This is a genomic window from Castellaniella sp. (assembly GCF_041677825.1).
GTDB lineage: Bacteria > Pseudomonadota > Gammaproteobacteria > Burkholderiales > Burkholderiaceae_B > Castellaniella.
Genome location: NZ_JBAYPG010000004.1, coordinates 93,386 through 110,373 on the forward strand (window position 1 = coordinate 93,386; position 16,988 = coordinate 110,373).

Sequence of the window (16,988 nt, forward strand, 5' to 3'; positions counted from 1 at the left end):
CAGCCATGACCGAAGACCAACTCGAACAGGAAGCCCTGGGCTGGCTGGCCGAAGTCGGCTACAGCATCTACAGCGGCCCGGATATCGCCGACGATGGCCCGGACCCGCAGCGCAGCGGCTACACGCGGGTCATTCTGCCGTACCGCCTGCGTGCCGCCATCGACCGCCTGAATCCCGACATTCCTGCAGTTGCCCGGGCAGACGCGATCCAGCAAGTGGAAAACCTGGATACCCCTGTTCAGTTGGCCGCCAACCGTGCTTTCCACAAACTGCTGATCAACGGCGTGCCTGTGCAGTATCAGAAAGACGGCGAGACCCGGGGCGACCTGGTGCGCTTGGTGGACTGGGCCACTCCGGCCAACAACGAGTTCTGGGCGGTCAACCAGTTCACCATCAAAGGCCCGCATCACACGCGTCGGCCCGACGTCATCCTGTTCGTCAACGGCCTGCCACTGGTACTGCTGGAACTGAAGAACAACACTGATGAAAACGCGGACATCTGGAAGGCCTACGACCAGATTCAAACCTACAAGGCGCAGATTCCGGACGTCTTTGAATACAACGAAATCCTGGTCATCTCGGATGGCTCGGAGGCCCGCTTCGGGTCGCTGTCGGCCAATGCCGAACGCTTCATGCAATGGCGCACCATCGATGGCGTCACGCTTGACCCCCTGGGTCAGTACAATGAGCTGGAAACCCTGGTGCGCGGGCTGCTGGCCCCTGCCTGGCTGCTGGACTACCTGCGCTACTTTGTTCTGTTCGAAGACGACGGCACGCTCGTCAAGAAAATTGCCGGCTACCATCAGTATCATGCCGTGCGCCTGGCCGTGGAACACGTCGTGCAGGCATCCCACCTGCAGGCCGGTGCGGCGGGGCGCGGCAAGGGCGGCGTGGTCTGGCATACCCAGGGCAGCGGCAAGAGCATCACCATGACGTGTTTTGCGGCACGGGTGATGCAGGAGCCCGCCATGCAGAACCCCACCATTGTGGTCATCACGGACCGCAATGATCTGGATGGGCAGCTCTTTGGCGTTTTCAGCCTGGCTCAGGATTTGCTGCGCGAGCAACCCGTGCAGGCCACCACGCGCCAGGAGCTCCGCGCCTTGCTGTCCAACCGGCCCTCGGGTGGCATTGTCTTTGCCACTATCCAGAAATTCATGCCGGGTGAGGACGAGGACACGTTCCCACAGCTGTCCGATCGCCGCAATATCGTCGTCATCGCAGACGAAGCCCACCGCACGCAGTATGGCTTCGAGGCTCGGCTGAAAGAACGCAAGCCCAAGCGAGCAGGCGCTACCACGGTACTGAATTTGGGTGCCAGTGAGCATCCCACTACGGTGCTGGCCGCCGAGTTTGCCGGCGCACAGGATTACCAGGTCAGCTATCAGGTCGGCTACGCTCAGCACCTGCGCGATGCCCTGCCCAATGCAACATTCGTGGCCTTTACCGGTACCCCGGTCAGAGGTGCCGACCACGACACGCGGGCGGTGTTTGGTGACTACATCCATGTCTACGATATGCAGCAGGCTAAGGAAGACGGCGCGACAGTCGCCATCTACTATGAATCGCGCCTGGCGAAAGTGCGCCTGAATGACGCCGACCTGGAAACCCTGGACGATGAAGTCGATGAACTGGCCGAAGATGAAGAGGAGCAAGACCAGGCGCGTTTGAAGTCCAGGTGGGCGGCGCTGGAAAAAGTGGTCGGTGCCGAACGGCGCGTTGCCAGCGTGGCGGCTGATCTGGTCACGCACTTTGAAGAGCGCAACAAGGCCCAGCATGGCAAGGCGATGATCGTAGCCATGAGCCGCGATATCTGCGTGCACCTGTACAACGAGATCATCAAGCTGCGCCCTGACTGGCACGAGGCAGACCCGGAGAAGGGTGCCATCAAGGTCATCATGACGGGCAGCGCTAGCGACAAGGCGCTGCTGCGCCCCCACATCTACAGCGCTCAGGTGAAAAAGCGCCTGGAAAAACGCTTCAAGGATCCGTCCGACCCGCTCAACATGGTCATCGTGCGCGACATGTGGCTGACCGGGTTTGACGCCCCCTGCGTGCACACGATGTATATCGACAAACCCATGAAGGGTCACAACCTGATGCAGGCTATTGCCCGGGTGAACCGGGTGTTCCGCGACAAGCAGGGGGGTCTCGTGGTCGATTACATCGGCATCGGCAATGAGCTGAAAGCCGCCATGAGGGAATACACGGCCAGCAAGGGTCGCGGGAAACCCACTGTGGATGCGTGCGAAGCCCTGTCCGTCATGCTGGAAAAGCTGGATGTCCTGCGCACCATGCTGCACGGCTACGACTATTCCGGCTTCAAGACCGGCGGCCACAAGGCCCTGGCAGGGGCCGCCAATCACATCCTGTCGCTGCGTCCACCGCCGGGGCAAAAGGATGCCAAACTGGATGGCAAGAAGCGTTTTGCAGATGCCGCGCTGGCGCTGAGCAAGGCATTTTCCCTGTGCTGCACGCTGGAAGAAGCCAAGGCGCTGCGTGATGAGGTTGCCTTCATGCAGGCGGTGAAGGTCATTCTGACCAAGCGCGACATCAGCGCGCAGAAGAAGATCGATGAACAGCGCGAAGTGGCCATTCGTCAAATCATCAACCAGGCGGTCGTCAGTGAGAGCGTGGTCGATATCTTCGATGCCGTGGGCCTGGAAAAGCCCAATATCGGGCTGCTTGACGATGAATTCCTGGCCCAGGTGCAGAACCTGCCCGAGCGCAATCTGGCCGTCGAGCTGCTGGAGCGCCTGCTGGAAGGCGAGATCAAGAGCAAGTTCGCCAGCAACGTGGTGCAGCAGAAGAAGTTCTCGGAGATGCTGGGCAGAGTCATCACGCGCTACCAGAACCGCAGTATCGAGACTGCCCAGGTGATGGAAGAATTGGTCGAAATGGCCAAGAAGTTCCGGGAAGCTGCGAACCGTGGGGAGGCACTCGGCCTGAGCGAAGATGAAATCCGTTTCTATGATGCCTTGGTCAACAACGAGTCAGCTGTGCGCGAATTGACAGATGGGACGCTGAAGAAAATCGCCCACGAGTTGACAGAGAGCCTGCGCAAAAATATCACGGTCGACTGGTCAAAGCGCGAGAGTGTGCGCGCCAGCCTGCGGCTGATAGTGAAGCGGATATTGCGCAAGTACAAGTACCCTCCGGATAGAGCGGATGAGGCTGTAGAGCTCGTCCTGAGGCAAGCCGAGGTACTCGGCGAGGTTTGGTCGGCGCAGGCTTGCGAATTCACCCATCGGTTTCCTCTTGAAACTTCTGCTGCTGCCCCCATTTGCATGGCATGGAAATGATGCGGGCCCGGGCGGGCCTGCATCGATCGTCAGCATGGTTAGAAAGGAGATTCGAGATGACCAACGATCTGGCTCGCTTCAACCCTTTTGCAGAACTGTCGGGGTTTGAAGAACTGTTCAATCGCTTTCCCGTGGCCTCCCGGCTTGCCCAGCGCGCCGAAGAGCCACGCATCAATATCGACGTGACCGAATCCGATTCGGCCTACACCGTCAAGGCCGAGGTGCCTGGTGTGCGCAAGGAAGACGTCAAGGTGGCCATCGAGGGCAACACGGTGTCCATCCGCGTCGAGAAAACGGCCGAAGACATCGAGAAAGAGGGTGAAACCGTCTTGCGTCGCGAACGTTATCGTGGCGTGCAGGTACGGCGCTTCAGCCTGGCCCATGACATCGACGTGGCCGGGTCCGAAGCACGTTGTACCGACGGCGTGCTCGAACTGTCACTGCCCAAGAAGGTGGCCGACAGCACCTCGAAGTGGCTCGAGGTCCGTTGATCGGGTGCCATCGGCAGTAAAAAGACAGGCCGCCCCTTGGGGCGGCCTGTTCGTTGGCGCGGGAGCCGCCTACAGGTTCATGTACCGCGGGTCGAGTTTCACATCGATCAGGCAGGGCGATCGCCCGTCGCGCTCGTTGATGAAACGCATGGCGGCATCCAGATCTTCGGTGCTGCGAACCGTCATGGATGCAACCCCCATGGCCTGTGCAATGGGTGCGAAATCGGGCGAGCCCAGCATGGTCAGCTCTGGATCCAGGCCTCTCGCAACGAACTGCTCGTACTCGGCGCCGTAGCTGCCATCGTTGCACACGACCACCACGAGATTCAGGTTCTGGCGCCGGGCAGTCATGAGTTCGGTCATGCCACCGAGCTCGAGCCCGCCATCCCCCACCACCAGCAGGGTCGGTTTGCCCGCGCCGGCTACGGACGCGCCGATCGCCGTGGGCAAGCCCAGCCCGATGGCCCCGTAACAGATGGTGTGGACGAAATCGCGTGGCGTCCTGACCTTGACATCCACCCAGGCAATGTATTCGTAGCGCCCGCCGTCGGTCAGATAGATCCTGTCGTGGGGAAACCGCGTGTTCAAGGCGTGGAACAGTTCGAGAATATCGACCGTGCCGGGGGCGTTCTGATCGGACAGCCTGGGTTTCTGCCTGTAATTGCGGATTCTTTCGGCCAGTTCATCACTGCGATTGGCTGACGCGGGGATCTCGGCTTCGTCCAGCAGTTCGACCATCTGATCTGCAATCCTGCCCGGATCGCCCACCAGACCTGCCTCGACCGGGGTATACCGGCCGATGTCCCCAGCGTGCGGGCTGATATGCACGATGCGCTTCTTTTGATCGAAGAAACTGCCCAGCCCGCCTGTATATTTGTTCAGGCCCGCACCAAAGGCGATGATGCAGTCGCTGTTCATCAGGACATCACTGGCAATTTCGTTGCTCAGCGTGCCGCAGATGCCCAGATTGAAGGGGTCATCGATGAACAGATCCTTGGCACGCACGGTGGTGGCCAGCGGTGCGCCGATTCGCGCGGCAAAGCGTTGTATGGCGTGCTTGGTGGCCTCGTCGGCCGCCGCGCGGCCCGCGAGCACCACCGGCTGGCGCGCAAAAGCGATGATCCCCACGGCGTGATCCATGTCGTCGCCCAGCGTGGGGGACAGGGTGACTTCGGGCAGGCGCAGTGTGTGGCGCTGGTAATCGGCATCCATCCACTGGAAGTTGTAGGGCATGTTGAACACGATGGGCCGGCGCTCGACCCAGGCCCTGCGAAAGGCCCGGTGCAGGTCCTGAACGATGGTATGCGGGGTACGCAGTTGTTCGAAGCCAATGCCGGCGCTCATCACCAGCTCGCGCTGGTTGATGAACTGGATGTGGCTGTGGTCTTCTTCTGCCGTATCACCTGCCAGCAATACCATGGGTGTGGCGGATTTGACGCCTTCGAGCAGGGCCGTGAGGGTGTTGGTGAGGCCCGGGCCCTGGGTCACGGTGGCCACGCCGATGGTATTGCGGACCTGCGCGTAGCCGACCCCCATGGCGGTCGCGCCGGCTTCATGGACAGCACGCACGTAGGTGCCGCCGCAATCGCGCATGTAACTGTCGACCATGTACAGGTTGGCGTCGCCGATCAACCCGAACAGATGCTCGATCCCGACGTCATCCATGGCATCTTTCAGCGCACGTGCAATGACTTCATAGACCTTCATTGAATGACTCCTGAAATGAATCGAGCCGAGCCCCGCGCCGCAGCCTGGCACGGAGGGTCGGCTCTTTGAGGACGGATCTGCCGGGCCGGCCTGTTGCCGCCCGGCCATGGATCACTTCTTGATCAGCCCGAGCTTGTCCATGACCTTTCCGGTGGCTTCATTGCCCTCGGACATGAACTTGGCGAATTCTTCGCCGTTCAGGTAGACCACCTCGTAGCCCTGGTTTTTCATGAAATCACGGTATTGGTCGCTGTGGTTGATGTCATCGAGCGCGGCTTCGTACTTTTTGGTGACGTCTTCGGGCAGACCCACCGGGGCCACAATGCCACGCCATGCCGAAGCGAGCCAGTCGCTGCCCGTGGCTTCTTTCAGCGTGGGTACGTCAGGATACAGCGCGACCCGGTCGGTTGCCATCACGGCCAGGGGCGTGGCCTTGCCGGATTCGATCATTGAACGGGCTTCGGGCAGCGAGACCGGAACGAAGTCTACCCCGCCGGCGACCAGTTCGAGCAGGGCCGGCGCCGCCCCGGCCGAAGGCACCCATTTGACGGAATCAGCCGGGAGATCGAGGCCATCGAGCATGCCGGCCATGGCCAGATTCCAGACCCCGCCGGTGCCCGTGCCGGATGATTTGAGCTTGCCCGGGTTGTCCTTGATGGCCTTGACCAGATCATCCATGTTCTTGTAATCGGACGCGGTGCTGACGATTACGGCAGATGGGTCATTGTTCATCAGTGCCAGCGCGGTGTAATCCTTTTCACTGCGCTTGGTCAGCCCAAGGTTGTGGTTCATGAAGGTTTCTGCACTGACCAGGCCGATGGTGTAGCCATCGGGCTTGGCGCCGGCAATGGTTTCCTGGCCTACCACGCCCCCGCCTGCGGGATGGTTGACCACGTTGACCGGCGTATCGAGCCGGTCTTTGAGCATGGCCGCTATGATGCGTGCCGTGGCGTCGGTGCCCCCGCCTGCTGCATAGGGTACGACCAGCGTGACGGGGCGCTCGGGCCAGGCCGCGTGGGCGGCGCCAGCGGCCACGGTGAGGGCCACGAGACAGGCCAGTTTCTTGTATTTGGACAGCATGCTTGTATCTCCTGTGAGTGATGGGGGCTGGGCCATCGTATCAATTTCACGGCAGGCCCGCCGATTGAATGTTCGGGTCGATTTTTGGAAGGGCCAGTTTAGCAAATTGATTGACGATCTGATATCGATTTCTTCGGGACATCCGCAGCGCCCTTGTCGGGGTGGGGGCCTCATGTGGCCGGTTCCCCCACCTGCGCGAAGCAGTCTGCCGCATGCGCCTTACTGGTCTGGAAAATCCGTGGCCAGACCGCGTGCCTTGTTGGCCTGGATGCTGTCGAGCTTGGCCTGCAGGCGCTCGCTGCCAAACCGGATGGCTGCCGCGCCCACTGCGATGTTCAGCGGTGCGTCTTTTTCCAGTGACAGGTCGAGCATGAGTTGCCCCACCCGCCGGGGGTCGCCTGGCTGTTTGCCGCTGATGTCCTTGATGCTCTGCATGCGCGCACGTGCTGTCTCTGCATAGTCTTCGATCACTGAGGGGGTCTGGTGCAGCGAGCGGCCCGCCCAGTCGGTTCGAAATGGGCCGGGTTCGATGTTGGTGACCTGGATGCCCAGGGGGTTGCATTCCTGAGCCAGGGCATCGGCCCAGCCTTCGATGGCGTGCTTGGTGGCGGCATAGTAGCCAGAGCCGGCATACCCGCGCAGACCGGCCAGCGATGTGATGTTGAACACGTGCCCTTTGCGCTGTTCTCGCATGATGGGCAGGATGGCCCGGGTGAGGGCGAACAGGCCGAATACATTGGCATCGAACATGGCGCGGATTTCGGCCTCATCGCCCTCTTCGATGGATGATTGGTAGCCGTAGCCGGCATTGTTCACCAGCACATCGATGCGCCCGAATTGCGCGCGGGCCTGCTTGACGGCTGCATCGATCTGGCCCTGCCGCGTCACGTCGAGCGGCAGAGCCAGAGACTGACCGGGATGTTGGGCCGCCCATGCCTGCAGGTTTTCCGGTCGGCGGGCGGTGGCGACCACTCGCCAGCCGCATGCCACGACTTGATCAGCCAGTTCGCGGCCAAAGCCGGTAGAACAACCCGAAATGAACCAGACTGGGGTGGGAGATGCGTGATCTGCAGACATCATGGGCTCCTGGTTGGTGTGAGATGCGTTGCGGTCCGGTGACTGAAAGACCTATGCTCTTGCATTTGGAGGAGTGTTTATTATGACAGGTCGTCTTGCGGGGAAGACCGCGCTGCTCACGGCAGCCGGCAATGGAATCGGGCGGGCCACCGCCTTGCGCTTTCAGGCCGAGGGGGCACATGTGATTGCCACTGATATCCAGGCCGAGCCGCTGCAGTCACTGGCCGGTTGCGAGACCCATGTGCTCGATGTCACCGATTCCGCAGCCATAGGGGCGCTGGTGAAGGCCGTGGGGCGCATCGATGTGCTGTTCAACTGTGCCGGCTTTGTCGACAGCGGTTCCATTCTTGACTGCTCGCGCGAGGCCTGGGATTTCTCTTTTCGGCTCAATGTCACCTCGATGTATGAAATGTGCCGTGCCGTGTTGCCGGGCATGCTCGAGCATGGCGGTGGCTCGATCATCAATGTGGCATCGGTCGCCTCCAGTGTAAAAGGCGTACCCAACCGCTTTGTGTATGGCGCCACCAAGGCGGCGGTCATTGGTCTGACCAAAGCCATTGCCGCTGATTTCATTGGCCGTGTGCGTTGCAATGCGATTTGTCCGGGTACGGTTGAGTCACCCTCGCTCGAGCAGCGCATGCACGAACAGGCCCGGGCACAGGGGCAGACATTCGAGCAGGTCCGGCAGGCGTTCATTGCGCGCCAGCCTGTGGGCCGGCTGGGCCGGCCCGAGGAAATTGCTGCACTGGCAGCCTATCTGGCGGCCGATGAATCCGCGTACACCAGTGGCACCACGAACATCATCGATGGTGGCTGGGTCAACTGAACCGGCGGCCTGAACCGGTAGCCTGGTCCTGGTGCGCGCCATCCTGCACCTGGGTCAGGGTGGCACGTCCAGCGCAGGATGCAGTGTTCAGTGGTTGTCGCGGGCTTCACCGCGCTGCATGATGATGTCCAGGTACTGGGTGGCGGGCTCCATGCAGGCACCCGTGCCATGCTGGCCGACCGTCTTGCGGTAGATTTCTTCCCAGGGGGTCTGGTTCTTCAGGATGGGTGGCTTCCAGGCATTGCGGCGGCTGGTGAGTTCGTCGTCGGAAATCAGTACATCGACCCGATGGGCATTCAGGTCGATACGCACCGTGTCGCCGCTGCGCAGCAGGACCAGGCCCCCGCCCACCGCCGATTCGGGCGAGACGTTCAGGATCGACGGACTGGCCGAGGTACCGCTCTGGCGCCCATCGCCCATGGTGGGCAGCGTATCGATGCCGCGCGATATGAGGGCGGCGGGTGGCTGCATGTTGACCACCTCGGGCCCCCCCGGGTAGCCTACCGGGCCCACGTTGCGGATGACGAGCAGCGAGTGTTCGTCCACGCCCAGGTCCGGGTCCTCGATGCGTTCGTGGTAGTCTTCCGGGCCCTCGAAGACCACGGCCTTGAGGTCCACCCGGTTGGGGTGTTCGGGATCGCTCAGGTAGCGCTGGCGGAATTTTTCGTCGATGACGCTGATCTTGATCACGGCGTTGTCGAACAGGTTGCCCGTGAGCACCACGTAGCCGGCTGCCTTCATCAGCGGGTTGTCCCAGGGTCGGATGACTTCGCGATCGGGCTCGGGTACCGAGGCCAGGTCCTCGCCCAGCGTCTTGCCGGTGACGGTCTTGACGTTGCCATGCAATTTGCCGGCCTGCATCAGTTCGCGCATGACGGCGGGTACGCCACCGGCCCGGTAGAAGGCTTCGCCCAGGTATTCGCCGGCGGGCTGGCAATTGACCAGCAGGGGAATGTCCGGCCCCAGGCGCTGCCAGTCGGCCAGGCTGTGTTCCACCCCCATGTGGCGGGCGATCGCGATGATGTGGATGGGGCAGTTGGATGAAGCGCCCAGGGCGGCCGCGGCCACCACGGCATTGTCGAACGCCTCTTTGGTCATGATGTCTGAGGGGCGCAGGTTTTCGTGCACCATCGCGACGATGCGCCTGCCGGTTTCATAGGCCATCCAGGCGCGGTCGCGATAGGGGGCCGGAATGGCGGCGCAACCAGGCAGGGACATGCCCAGGGCTTCGGCCAGCGAGTTCATGGACAGGGCCGTGCCCATGGTGTTGCAGTGGCCCACGGACGGTGCGGCGCTGGCCACGCTTTCGACGAATTCTTCGTAATCGATGTCGCCGGCGGCCAGATGTTTGCGCGCATCCCAGATCACGGTACCCGAGCCGGCCAGTTTGCCGCGCCACCAGCCATCGAGCATGGGGCCGCCCGACAGGACGATGGCCGGGATGTTGACCGTGGCGGCCGCCATCAGGCAGGCGGGCGTGGTCTTGTCACACCCGGTGGTCAGTACGACCCCGTCGATGGGGTAGCCGTGCAGGACTTCGACCAGGCCCAGGTAGGCCAGGTTGCGGTCCATGGCGGCCGTGGGGCGCTTGCCGGTTTCCTGGATGGGATAGACGGGAAATTCAAGCGGGATGCCGCCCATTTCGCGGATGCCGTCGCGCACGCGCTCGGCCAGCTGTATGTGGTGGCGGTTGCAGGGGGCAAGGTCCGAGCCGGTCTGGGCAATCCCGATGATGGGCTTGCCCGACTGCAATTCGGCGCGGGTGATGCCGTAATTCATGTAGCGCTCGATATAGAGCGCCGTCATGCCGGGATTGTCGGGGTTGTCGAACCACCGCCGGCTGCGCAACCGGGGTTTTTCTGAAGCGGACATGGCGAAAGGCCTCCTGAAAGTGCGGATCCGGCGGTGGTGCCCTGGGCTACAACCGCTGGATCAGGTGTGGGCGTGCGAGTTTCTGCGTGTTCAGGGTCGATGGTGAGCCGTTCGCGGCTCATGCCCCGAATCGATATTGTGCCAGCGAGGCGGGTTTCATCTCGACGGAATAGCCGGGTTGGACAGGCGGCATGTAGGCCGCATTGCGTATGCTGCAGGGATCCACGAAATGCTCGTGCAGGTGATCGACGTATTCGATGACGCGGCCCTCTTTGGTGCCCGAAAAGCACAGATAGTCGATCATGGACAGGTGCTGCACGTATTCGCACAGGCCGACGCCGCCGGCATGTGGGCAGACCTTGAGGCCGTATTTGGCGGCCATGAGCATCACGGCCAGAACCTCGTTGACCCCGCCCAGCCGACAGGCATCGATCTGCACCACGTCGATGGCGGATTCCATGATGAACTGCTTGAACAGGATGCGATTCTGGCACATCTCGCCGGTGGCCACCTGCATGCTGTCCTGCATGGCGGCTCGGATGCGCCGGTGGCCGGCTATGTCGTCGGGGCTGGTGGGTTCCTCGATGAACCAGGGGCGGGCAAAGGCCAGTTCCTTGAGCCAATCGATGGCCTGGTCGACTTCCCAGACCTGGTTGGCGTCGATCATCAGGTGGCGCTCCGGCCCGATGACCTCGCGCGCGATGCGCAGGCGGCGGATGTCGTCTTCCAGATCCCGACCGACCTTGAGCTTGATATGCGAGAAGCCCGCGTCTACGGCTTCCTGGGCCAGCCGGCGCAGCTTGTCGTCGCTGTAGCCCAGCCAGCCCGCCGATGTGGTGTAGCAGGGGTAGCCGTGGGCCGTCAGTTCGTCGATGCGTGCCTGCTTGCCTTCGGCCTGTCGGGTCAGCAGCGCCAGGGCTTCATCGGGCGTGATGCAGTCGGTGATATAGCGGAAGTCGATCAGGCGCACCAACTCTGCGGGTGAGAGGTCGGCTACCAGGCGCCAGACGGGCTTGCCCTGTTCTTTGGCCCAGAGGTCCCAGACGGTATTGACCAGCGCGGCGGTGGCCAGGTGGATCGCCCCCTTGTCGGGCCCGATCCAGCGCAGTTGGCTGTCTGACGTGATGTGGCGCCAGAAGCGCCCCATGTCCTCGGTGATCCATTTCAGCTCCAGGCCCAGCAACAGGGGCTTGAGAGCGTCGATGGCGGCACATACGATTTCATTGCCCCGGCCGATGGTGAAGCTCAGCCCGTGTCCTTGCAGCCTGGGTTGATCCGTATGCAGGATGGCATAGGCGGCTGAATAGTCGGGATCCGGATTCATGGCGTCCGAGCCATCGAGGTTTTTCGAGGTGGGAAAACGGATATCCAGGACTTCTATGGATTGGATGACAGGCATGGGGCGACCTTATGGCGTCAGTAAGTGGAAGAACCTGCTGCCCTGGGTCAGGCGGCAGGCGGCAGGCAGCAGGCGGCGGGGCGAACCGGGCAGCGCGTCGGCGGGATCCCTCAGTTCACGATTTCGTCGGGCAGATCCGCACCGTGGTATTTCTTGTAGATGGTGTTGAGCTCACCGTTCTTGAGGTTCGTGCGGACCAGCTCGTTCATCTTGTCGAGCAGGGCCTGGTTGTCCTTGGCCACGCCGATCCCCAGTTGCGAGGTGGCCATGACGATCTTGGTTTCCAGCGGTGCCTTGCCATCGGCTTCGAGCTGTTTGTTGAGCGAGGCAATGATCGCGGGGGCACCAGAGTAGATGTTGCCGCGTCCGCTGGTCACGGCCGTCATGGCTGTTGCGTCGTTTTCGTAGCGTACGATGCTTGTGCTCTTGGGGGCCATTTTCGTGACATTGGCATCGTTGGTGGTGCCGCGCGCCGTGACCACTGTCTTGCCGGCTAGGTCGTCCATGCTCTTGATGACCACATCGGCGGGTGCTGCAATGACCGACTGGATGACGGCGTAGGGGATCGTGAAGTCAACCACTTTCTGGCGCTCGGGGGTGATGGTCAGACTCGAGATCACTACATCGGCCTTGTCGGTGAGCAGGAAAGGGATGCGGTTGGCCTGCGTGGTGGGCACGATCTCGAGAGCCACGCCCAGATCCCCGGCAAGCAGCTGCGCGCTTTCAACGTCGGAGCCGACTTCTTTGAGCGCAGCATCTTTCATGCCGTAGGGGGGCGCATTCAGGTCGACCGCCACGCGCAGCACTTTCTGCTGCTCGACGTGATCCAGTGAGGCGGCCCAGGAGGGAACAGCCGCCAGCATGAGTGCGGAAGCGGCAATGGCCAGAGTGGTCATGTTGCGATGCAGAGCAAAAGTTTTCATTTCAGTCTCCTGACGAGTGGATGCGGGCTTGGTTGGAGGTCAGAGCCCATTGCTGACGAAATCGCGCAGTTCGGGCGTGCCCGGATTGCGCAGAATGTCTGGTGGCCCTGATTCATGCACGCGGCCCTGGTGCATGAAGATGATGCGATGTGCAAGCCTCATGGCAAAAGCCATTTCGTGTGTCACCAGAACCATGGTCATGCCTTCGCTGGCCAGCGTTTCAATGACGCGCAGCACCTCTGCGGTGAGTTGCGGATCCAGTGCCGAGGTGACTTCGTCGAACAGCATCAGTTTGGGATCCATGGCGAGTGACCGCGCGATGGCCACGCGCTGCTGCTGCCCGCCGGACAATTGTTCGGGGTAGAACAGGAGCTTGTCGAGCAGGCCCACCTGTGTGAGTACCCTGCGCGCGACGTCCTGGGCCTGGCTCAGGGGCATCTTGCGTACCGAACGCGGCGCCAGGGTGATGTTCTGTTCAACCGTGAGGTGCGGAAAGAGGTTGTAGCTCTGAAAGACGATGCCCACGTCCAGGCGCAGGCGCTTGAGATCCTTGCTGCGCATGCCGGCGCCGAAGGTATGCCCGCACACCATGATCTCGCCCTCGTCGATGATTTCGAGGTGATCCATGCAGCGCAGGGCCGTACTCTTGCCCGAGCCGCTGCGGCCGATGATGGCGATGATTTCGCCTCTGGACACGCTCAGGTCAATGCCCTTGAGTACATGGTTGTCACCGAACCACTTGTGTACATTCGTCAGGCGTACAACTTCTGTCATGCGGGCCTCCTCAGGAGCCTGCCAGCGTCAGCCTGCGCTCCAGACGCAGGCTGAGCCAGGACAGCGGATAGCAGATGATGAAATACAGCATGGCGGCCACACCGAAATACAGGAATGGCTTGAAGGTCGAGTTGTTCAGGATCTTGGCGTTGTAGGAGAGCTCGGCAAAACCGATCACCAATGAGGCAAACGAGGTGTTCTTGACGATCTGCACCATGAACCCCACCGTGGATGGCGTCGCAATGCGGATGGCTTGCGGAAGAATCACCTTGAACATGCGCTGCAGGCGATTCAGGCCCAGGCATTCGGCCGCTTCCCATTGGCTGCGTGGCACTGACTCGATGCAGCCGCGCCAGATCTCACCGAGAAACGCCGCCGAGTGAATGGTCAGGGCGAGCACAGCGGCAAACAGTGCGGGCGTGTCGCCAAGCCCCAGGACTGACGGGCCATAAAAGCACAGGCCCATGATGACCAGCAAAGGCGTGCCCTGGATAATCTGGATGTAGCCTGATGCGCCGTACCGCAGCAGCCGATTGTCGGATACCCGCATCAATGCCATGCACAGACCCAGCAGGCCTGCAAACAGGAAGGTCAGCACCGAGAGCAGGACGGTGCCCCAGGCGCCTTGCAGCAGATACAGGATCTGGTCGGGATTCATGAGAGGGTCTCAGAGCAGCGTGCCGAGTTTGCGTTTGCGGACGAACATGAACTTGCCTGCCAGGATGAACATGCCGCGCACCAGCGCGGACATGATCAGATACATCACCCAGAGCACGACGAATACGTCGAAATTGCGGAAGGTCAGCGCCTGAATGTTTTCAGCCACGCCGAAGAGGTCTTCGGTGCCCACTGCCGACAGCAGGCTGGTAACCAGCATGAGCAGCACGAACTGGCTGGTGAGCGCTGGATAGACCCGTTCCAGGGCAGGGACCAGAATGACGTGCCAATACACTTGCAGGGGCGACAGCCCCAGGCATTCACCTGCTTCGCGCTGGCTGCGCGGCACGGACTCGATGCCGGCGCGCACGATTTCACAGGTATAGGCGGTGATATTGATGACCAGGGCCAGGATGGCGCCCGCAAGGATGGACATGGTATAGCCCACGCTGGACAGGCCGAAGATGAAAAAGTAGCTTTGAATGATGAGCGGCGTATTGCGGATGACTTCTACATAGGCGCCGACTGCCTTGCGTACCACGGGCCCACCTGAGCTGCGCGCAATGGCGCAGACAACACCCAGCACAAAACCAGCCAGGGTAGACCAGAACGACATGACCAGTGTGGTTTCGGCGCCGTCGAGCAGCATGGGCCAGTATTCGAGTACGGTGCCAAAGTCGAATTGGTAAGACATGCGGGCTTTCCAGCGGCAAGAAGAACCGGGCCCCAGTAAGCAATTGACGGCCCATTGCGACAGTCTAAACACAAAAATTGGTAATACCAGTTATGGATTTCCCTAGTTTATGGATACCTGTCTGACCAAAGTAGTCTGCAACACCTCATGAGCGACTAGAATGGGCGGGCTTTGATGAACTACAGGAGCAGGCGCCATGATCCCGAGCCAGCATCCGGCAGTCGTCGAGTCGACGCGGGGCTACCTGCAGATCGCCGAGGCACTGCGCCGCGAAATCAGCCGGCTGTCCCTGCCGGCCGGCTCGCGCCTGCCCTCCGAGCGTGAACTGGCGCTGCGCCTGCGGGTATCCCGGCCCAGCCTGCGTGAGGCACTGGTCGTGCTGGAACTCCAGGGCGAGATCGAGATTCGCGTGGGCTCGGGCATCTACCTGTGCCAGGCTGCGGCGCGCCAGGAGGCCGCAGCAGATGTCGGCCATGCCGTCAACGAGACCATCATGGGCTACAGCCCGAAAGAGGTGAGCGAGATGCGCTTCTTCCTGGAAAGCGGCGTGGCGGCGCATGCAGCCCGCCACATCTCGCGCAGCCAGATCAGGGATCTGGCCGAGAGCCTGGCGACCATGCGTACCGCGCTTGAACGTCGGCGTGGCCCGGGCGACCGCACGCTGGCCGATGCAGACCGCAGCTTTCATCTGACCCTGGCAGCCACGGCCGACAACCGCCTGCTTTCACAGACGGTCAGTGAACTGTTCGATCAGCGCTACATGCCCATCGCCGGCTCGATGCACCGGCTGTTCGAAAAGCAGACAGTCTGGGATGATGCCTTGCAGGAGCACACGGATATCTATCACGCCGTGGCCGACCGTGATCCGCTGCAGGCCATGGCGGCAATGCAGCGCCACCTGAAACGCGCGCATGCCCGCCTCATGACGGTGATCGGCTGATGCCCGCGCCTGTTGCCACCGCTCAGCCCAGCAGGCCGCGGCGCGCCAGATTGTCCATGAGCCAGTGGATGCCGCGCGTCCATTCAGGGGCTTTTTCACTATGGGTGACCCGGTTCACCAGGCAGCCCAGGCGGGGTGATGAAATGCGCACAATGTCGCCCAGGTGGTGCGTGAAGCCCTGGCCCGGGGCATCACGATCGTCGGTGGGCGCAAACAGCGTGCCCGTGAACAGCATGAAGCCATCGGGGTATTGGTGGTGGCGGCCACAGGTCTGGGCCACCAGGTCTTCCAGATCGCGGCTGATGCGATGGGTCGAGCTCGAGCCATTGAGTTCGAAGCCATCCGTGCCGGTGACATTCAGGCGGATTTCCAGGTGGCGCGCTTCGTCGAGCGTGAATTGTGCGTCGAACAGCCGGATGAACGGGCCGATGGCACATGAGGCATTGTTGTCTTTGGCCTTGCCCAGCAGCAGCGCGCTGCGCCCTTCGACATCGCGCAGGTTGACGTCATTGCCCAGCGTCACGCCGCGTATCTGGCCACGCGAATTCACCGCCAGCACCAGTTCGGGCTCCGGGTTGTTCCACTCGGACGCCTCGAGGATGCCGATTTCGGCGCCCGTGCCCACGGCGGACAGCACCGGGGCCTTGGTGAAGACTTCGGCATCGGGCCCAATGCCGACTTCCAGGTACTGTGACCAGAGCCCTTCCTGGATCAGGTATTCGCGCACCTGGGCGGCTTCTTTTGAACCGGGGCGGATGTCGGACACGGCCGTGCCGATGGCCTGGCCGATCTGCGCCCGGATGCGGGCGGCCTCGGCGGGGCTGCCCCCGGCCCGTTCTTCGATGACGCGCTCGAGCATGCTGTCGGCAAACGTGACGCCGCAGGCCTTGATCACCTGCAGATCGCAAGGCGCCACGAAGTGGGCGGCCCGGGGCTTGGGTTCGAGCGTGTGGTGCAACAGATCATCCAGCGCCCAGCGGGTGCTGGGTGCGCTTTGCGCCACCAGGGCGGCGATGTCGTCACGCTCGAGCAGGCGTGATACCGTGGGGCACACGGGGGTCAGATCATGCACGGCGCCGCGGTATATGGCCACTATGCTGGGCCCCTGGTCTTCGGGGTCGTGGATCCGGCCAATCAGCAGGGCCCGGGCTGGATCTTCTGGCAGCAGACTTGGAGAGCGGTTCATGGCAGGGCTGTATTTCAAGGTTTTTTGGCAGAGGTGTCGGTGATATCCCTAGTGGTAGGG

At 61.9% G+C, this 16,988-nt stretch carries 13 protein-coding genes and 2 pseudogenes; 5 read left to right on the forward strand and 10 right to left on the reverse strand.

Annotation, left to right across the window (positions count from 1 at the left end; genetic code table 11):
* Positions 1-5: 5 nt before the first annotated feature.
* The 3 genes and pseudogenes from WCY17_RS03110 to WCY17_RS03120 form a co-directional block, all read left to right on the forward strand.
* Positions 6-2,159 (forward strand): annotated as a pseudogene (locus tag WCY17_RS03110) (type I restriction endonuclease subunit R); the annotation flags it as partial.
* A gap of 66 nt (positions 2,160-2,225) precedes the next feature.
* Positions 2,226-3,302, forward strand: a pseudogene (locus WCY17_RS03115) (DUF3387 domain-containing protein); the annotation flags it as partial.
* Between the two features lie 56 nt (positions 3,303-3,358).
* Positions 3,359-3,793: an Hsp20/alpha crystallin family protein gene (locus WCY17_RS03120; RefSeq protein WP_372700706.1), complete on the forward strand. Its 435-nt coding sequence runs from the start codon at positions 3,359-3,361 to the stop codon at positions 3,791-3,793.
* Positions 3,794-3,862: 69 nt separating this feature from the next.
* Here the strand turns inward: WCY17_RS03120 and WCY17_RS03125 are convergent, their stop codons facing one another.
* From WCY17_RS03125 to WCY17_RS03135, 3 genes are all read right to left on the reverse strand, one after another.
* Positions 3,863-5,500, reverse strand: a complete 1,638-nt coding sequence (locus WCY17_RS03125; protein WP_372700707.1) for a thiamine pyrophosphate-binding protein — start codon at positions 5,498-5,500, stop codon at positions 3,863-3,865.
* A 111-nt stretch (positions 5,501-5,611) separates the two neighbouring features.
* On the reverse strand, positions 5,612-6,580 hold the full coding sequence (locus WCY17_RS03130) for a tripartite tricarboxylate transporter substrate binding protein (protein ID WP_372700708.1): 969 nt from the start codon (positions 6,578-6,580) through the stop codon (positions 5,612-5,614).
* Positions 6,581-6,799: 219 nt separating this feature from the next.
* A complete protein-coding gene (locus tag WCY17_RS03135; protein ID WP_372700709.1) occupies positions 6,800-7,660 on the reverse strand; it encodes an oxidoreductase in 861 nt (286 codons plus the stop codon).
* A 79-nt stretch (positions 7,661-7,739) separates the two neighbouring features.
* Here WCY17_RS03135 and WCY17_RS03140 point away from each other — a divergent pair, with 79 nt between their 5' ends.
* Entirely contained in the window at positions 7,740-8,483 is a 744-nt protein-coding gene (locus tag WCY17_RS03140) for an SDR family oxidoreductase (protein WP_372700710.1), read from the forward strand.
* Between the two features lie 87 nt (positions 8,484-8,570).
* On the opposite strand, the gene WCY17_RS03145 is transcribed toward WCY17_RS03140, so the two are convergent.
* The 6 genes from WCY17_RS03145 to WCY17_RS03170 form a co-directional block, all read right to left on the reverse strand.
* Positions 8,571-10,355 (reverse strand): IlvD/Edd family dehydratase, encoded by a 1,785-nt coding sequence (locus tag WCY17_RS03145; RefSeq protein WP_372700711.1) that lies wholly within the window; start codon positions 10,353-10,355, stop codon positions 8,571-8,573.
* A gap of 118 nt (positions 10,356-10,473) precedes the next feature.
* Positions 10,474-11,754 carry an L-fuconate dehydratase gene (locus tag WCY17_RS03150; protein ID WP_372700712.1) on the reverse strand — a complete coding sequence of 427 codons (1,281 nt, stop codon included), beginning with the start codon at positions 11,752-11,754 and terminating at the stop codon, positions 10,474-10,476.
* A gap of 110 nt (positions 11,755-11,864) precedes the next feature.
* The gene (locus WCY17_RS03155) at positions 11,865-12,677 is read right to left on the reverse strand and encodes a transporter substrate-binding domain-containing protein (RefSeq protein WP_372700713.1); all 813 of its coding nucleotides are present in this window, start codon (positions 12,675-12,677) and stop codon (positions 11,865-11,867) included.
* Positions 12,678-12,716: 39 nt separating this feature from the next.
* The gene (locus WCY17_RS03160; protein WP_372700714.1) at positions 12,717-13,451 is read right to left on the reverse strand and encodes an amino acid ABC transporter ATP-binding protein; all 735 of its coding nucleotides are present in this window, start codon (positions 13,449-13,451) and stop codon (positions 12,717-12,719) included.
* A gap of 10 nt (positions 13,452-13,461) precedes the next feature.
* The gene (locus tag WCY17_RS03165) at positions 13,462-14,109 is read right to left on the reverse strand and encodes an amino acid ABC transporter permease (RefSeq protein WP_372700715.1); all 648 of its coding nucleotides are present in this window, start codon (positions 14,107-14,109) and stop codon (positions 13,462-13,464) included.
* Between the two features lie 9 nt (positions 14,110-14,118).
* Positions 14,119-14,802, reverse strand: coding sequence for an amino acid ABC transporter permease (locus WCY17_RS03170; protein WP_372700716.1), 684 nt, complete (start codon positions 14,800-14,802; stop codon positions 14,119-14,121).
* Between the two features lie 196 nt (positions 14,803-14,998).
* On the opposite strand from WCY17_RS03170, the gene WCY17_RS03175 reads away from it, so the two are divergent.
* Entirely contained in the window at positions 14,999-15,742 is a 744-nt protein-coding gene (locus WCY17_RS03175; protein WP_372700717.1) for a FadR/GntR family transcriptional regulator, read from the forward strand.
* A 22-nt stretch (positions 15,743-15,764) separates the two neighbouring features.
* Here the strand turns inward: WCY17_RS03175 and WCY17_RS03180 are convergent, their stop codons facing one another.
* Positions 15,765-16,928 carry a fumarylacetoacetate hydrolase family protein gene (locus WCY17_RS03180; protein ID WP_372700718.1) on the reverse strand — a complete coding sequence of 388 codons (1,164 nt, stop codon included), beginning with the start codon at positions 16,926-16,928 and terminating at the stop codon, positions 15,765-15,767.
* Between the last annotated feature and the right edge of the window lie 60 nt (positions 16,929-16,988).

Bases quoted from the DNA above. Each gene is read 5' to 3' on its own strand.
- WCY17_RS03125 (WP_372700707.1), bottom strand. From the start codon at position 5,500: ATGAAGGTCTATGAAGTCATTGCACGTGCGCTGAAAGATGCCATGGAT.
- WCY17_RS03165 (WP_372700715.1), bottom strand. From the start codon at position 14,109: ATGAATCCCGACCAGATCCTGTATCTGCTGCAAGGCGCCTGGGGCACC.
- WCY17_RS03170 (WP_372700716.1), bottom strand. From the start codon at position 14,802: ATGTCTTACCAATTCGACTTTGGCACCGTACTCGAATACTGGCCCATG.
- WCY17_RS03175 (WP_372700717.1), top strand. From the start codon at position 14,999: ATGATCCCGAGCCAGCATCCGGCAGTCGTCGAGTCGACGCGGGGCTAC.
- WCY17_RS03145 (WP_372700711.1), bottom strand. From the start codon at position 10,355: ATGTCCGCTTCAGAAAAACCCCGGTTGCGCAGCCGGCGGTGGTTCGAC.
- WCY17_RS03140 (WP_372700710.1), top strand. From the start codon at position 7,740: ATGACAGGTCGTCTTGCGGGGAAGACCGCGCTGCTCACGGCAGCCGGC.
- WCY17_RS03135 (WP_372700709.1), bottom strand. From the start codon at position 7,660: ATGATGTCTGCAGATCACGCATCTCCCACCCCAGTCTGGTTCATTTCG.
- WCY17_RS03150 (WP_372700712.1), bottom strand. From the start codon at position 11,754: ATGCCTGTCATCCAATCCATAGAAGTCCTGGATATCCGTTTTCCCACC.
- WCY17_RS03155 (WP_372700713.1), bottom strand. From the start codon at position 12,677: ATGAAAACTTTTGCTCTGCATCGCAACATGACCACTCTGGCCATTGCC.
- WCY17_RS03160 (WP_372700714.1), bottom strand. From the start codon at position 13,451: ATGACAGAAGTTGTACGCCTGACGAATGTACACAAGTGGTTCGGTGAC.
- WCY17_RS03120 (WP_372700706.1), top strand. From the start codon at position 3,359: ATGACCAACGATCTGGCTCGCTTCAACCCTTTTGCAGAACTGTCGGGG.
- WCY17_RS03180 (WP_372700718.1), bottom strand. From the start codon at position 16,928: ATGAACCGCTCTCCAAGTCTGCTGCCAGAAGATCCAGCCCGGGCCCTG.
- WCY17_RS03130 (WP_372700708.1), bottom strand. From the start codon at position 6,580: ATGCTGTCCAAATACAAGAAACTGGCCTGTCTCGTGGCCCTCACCGTG.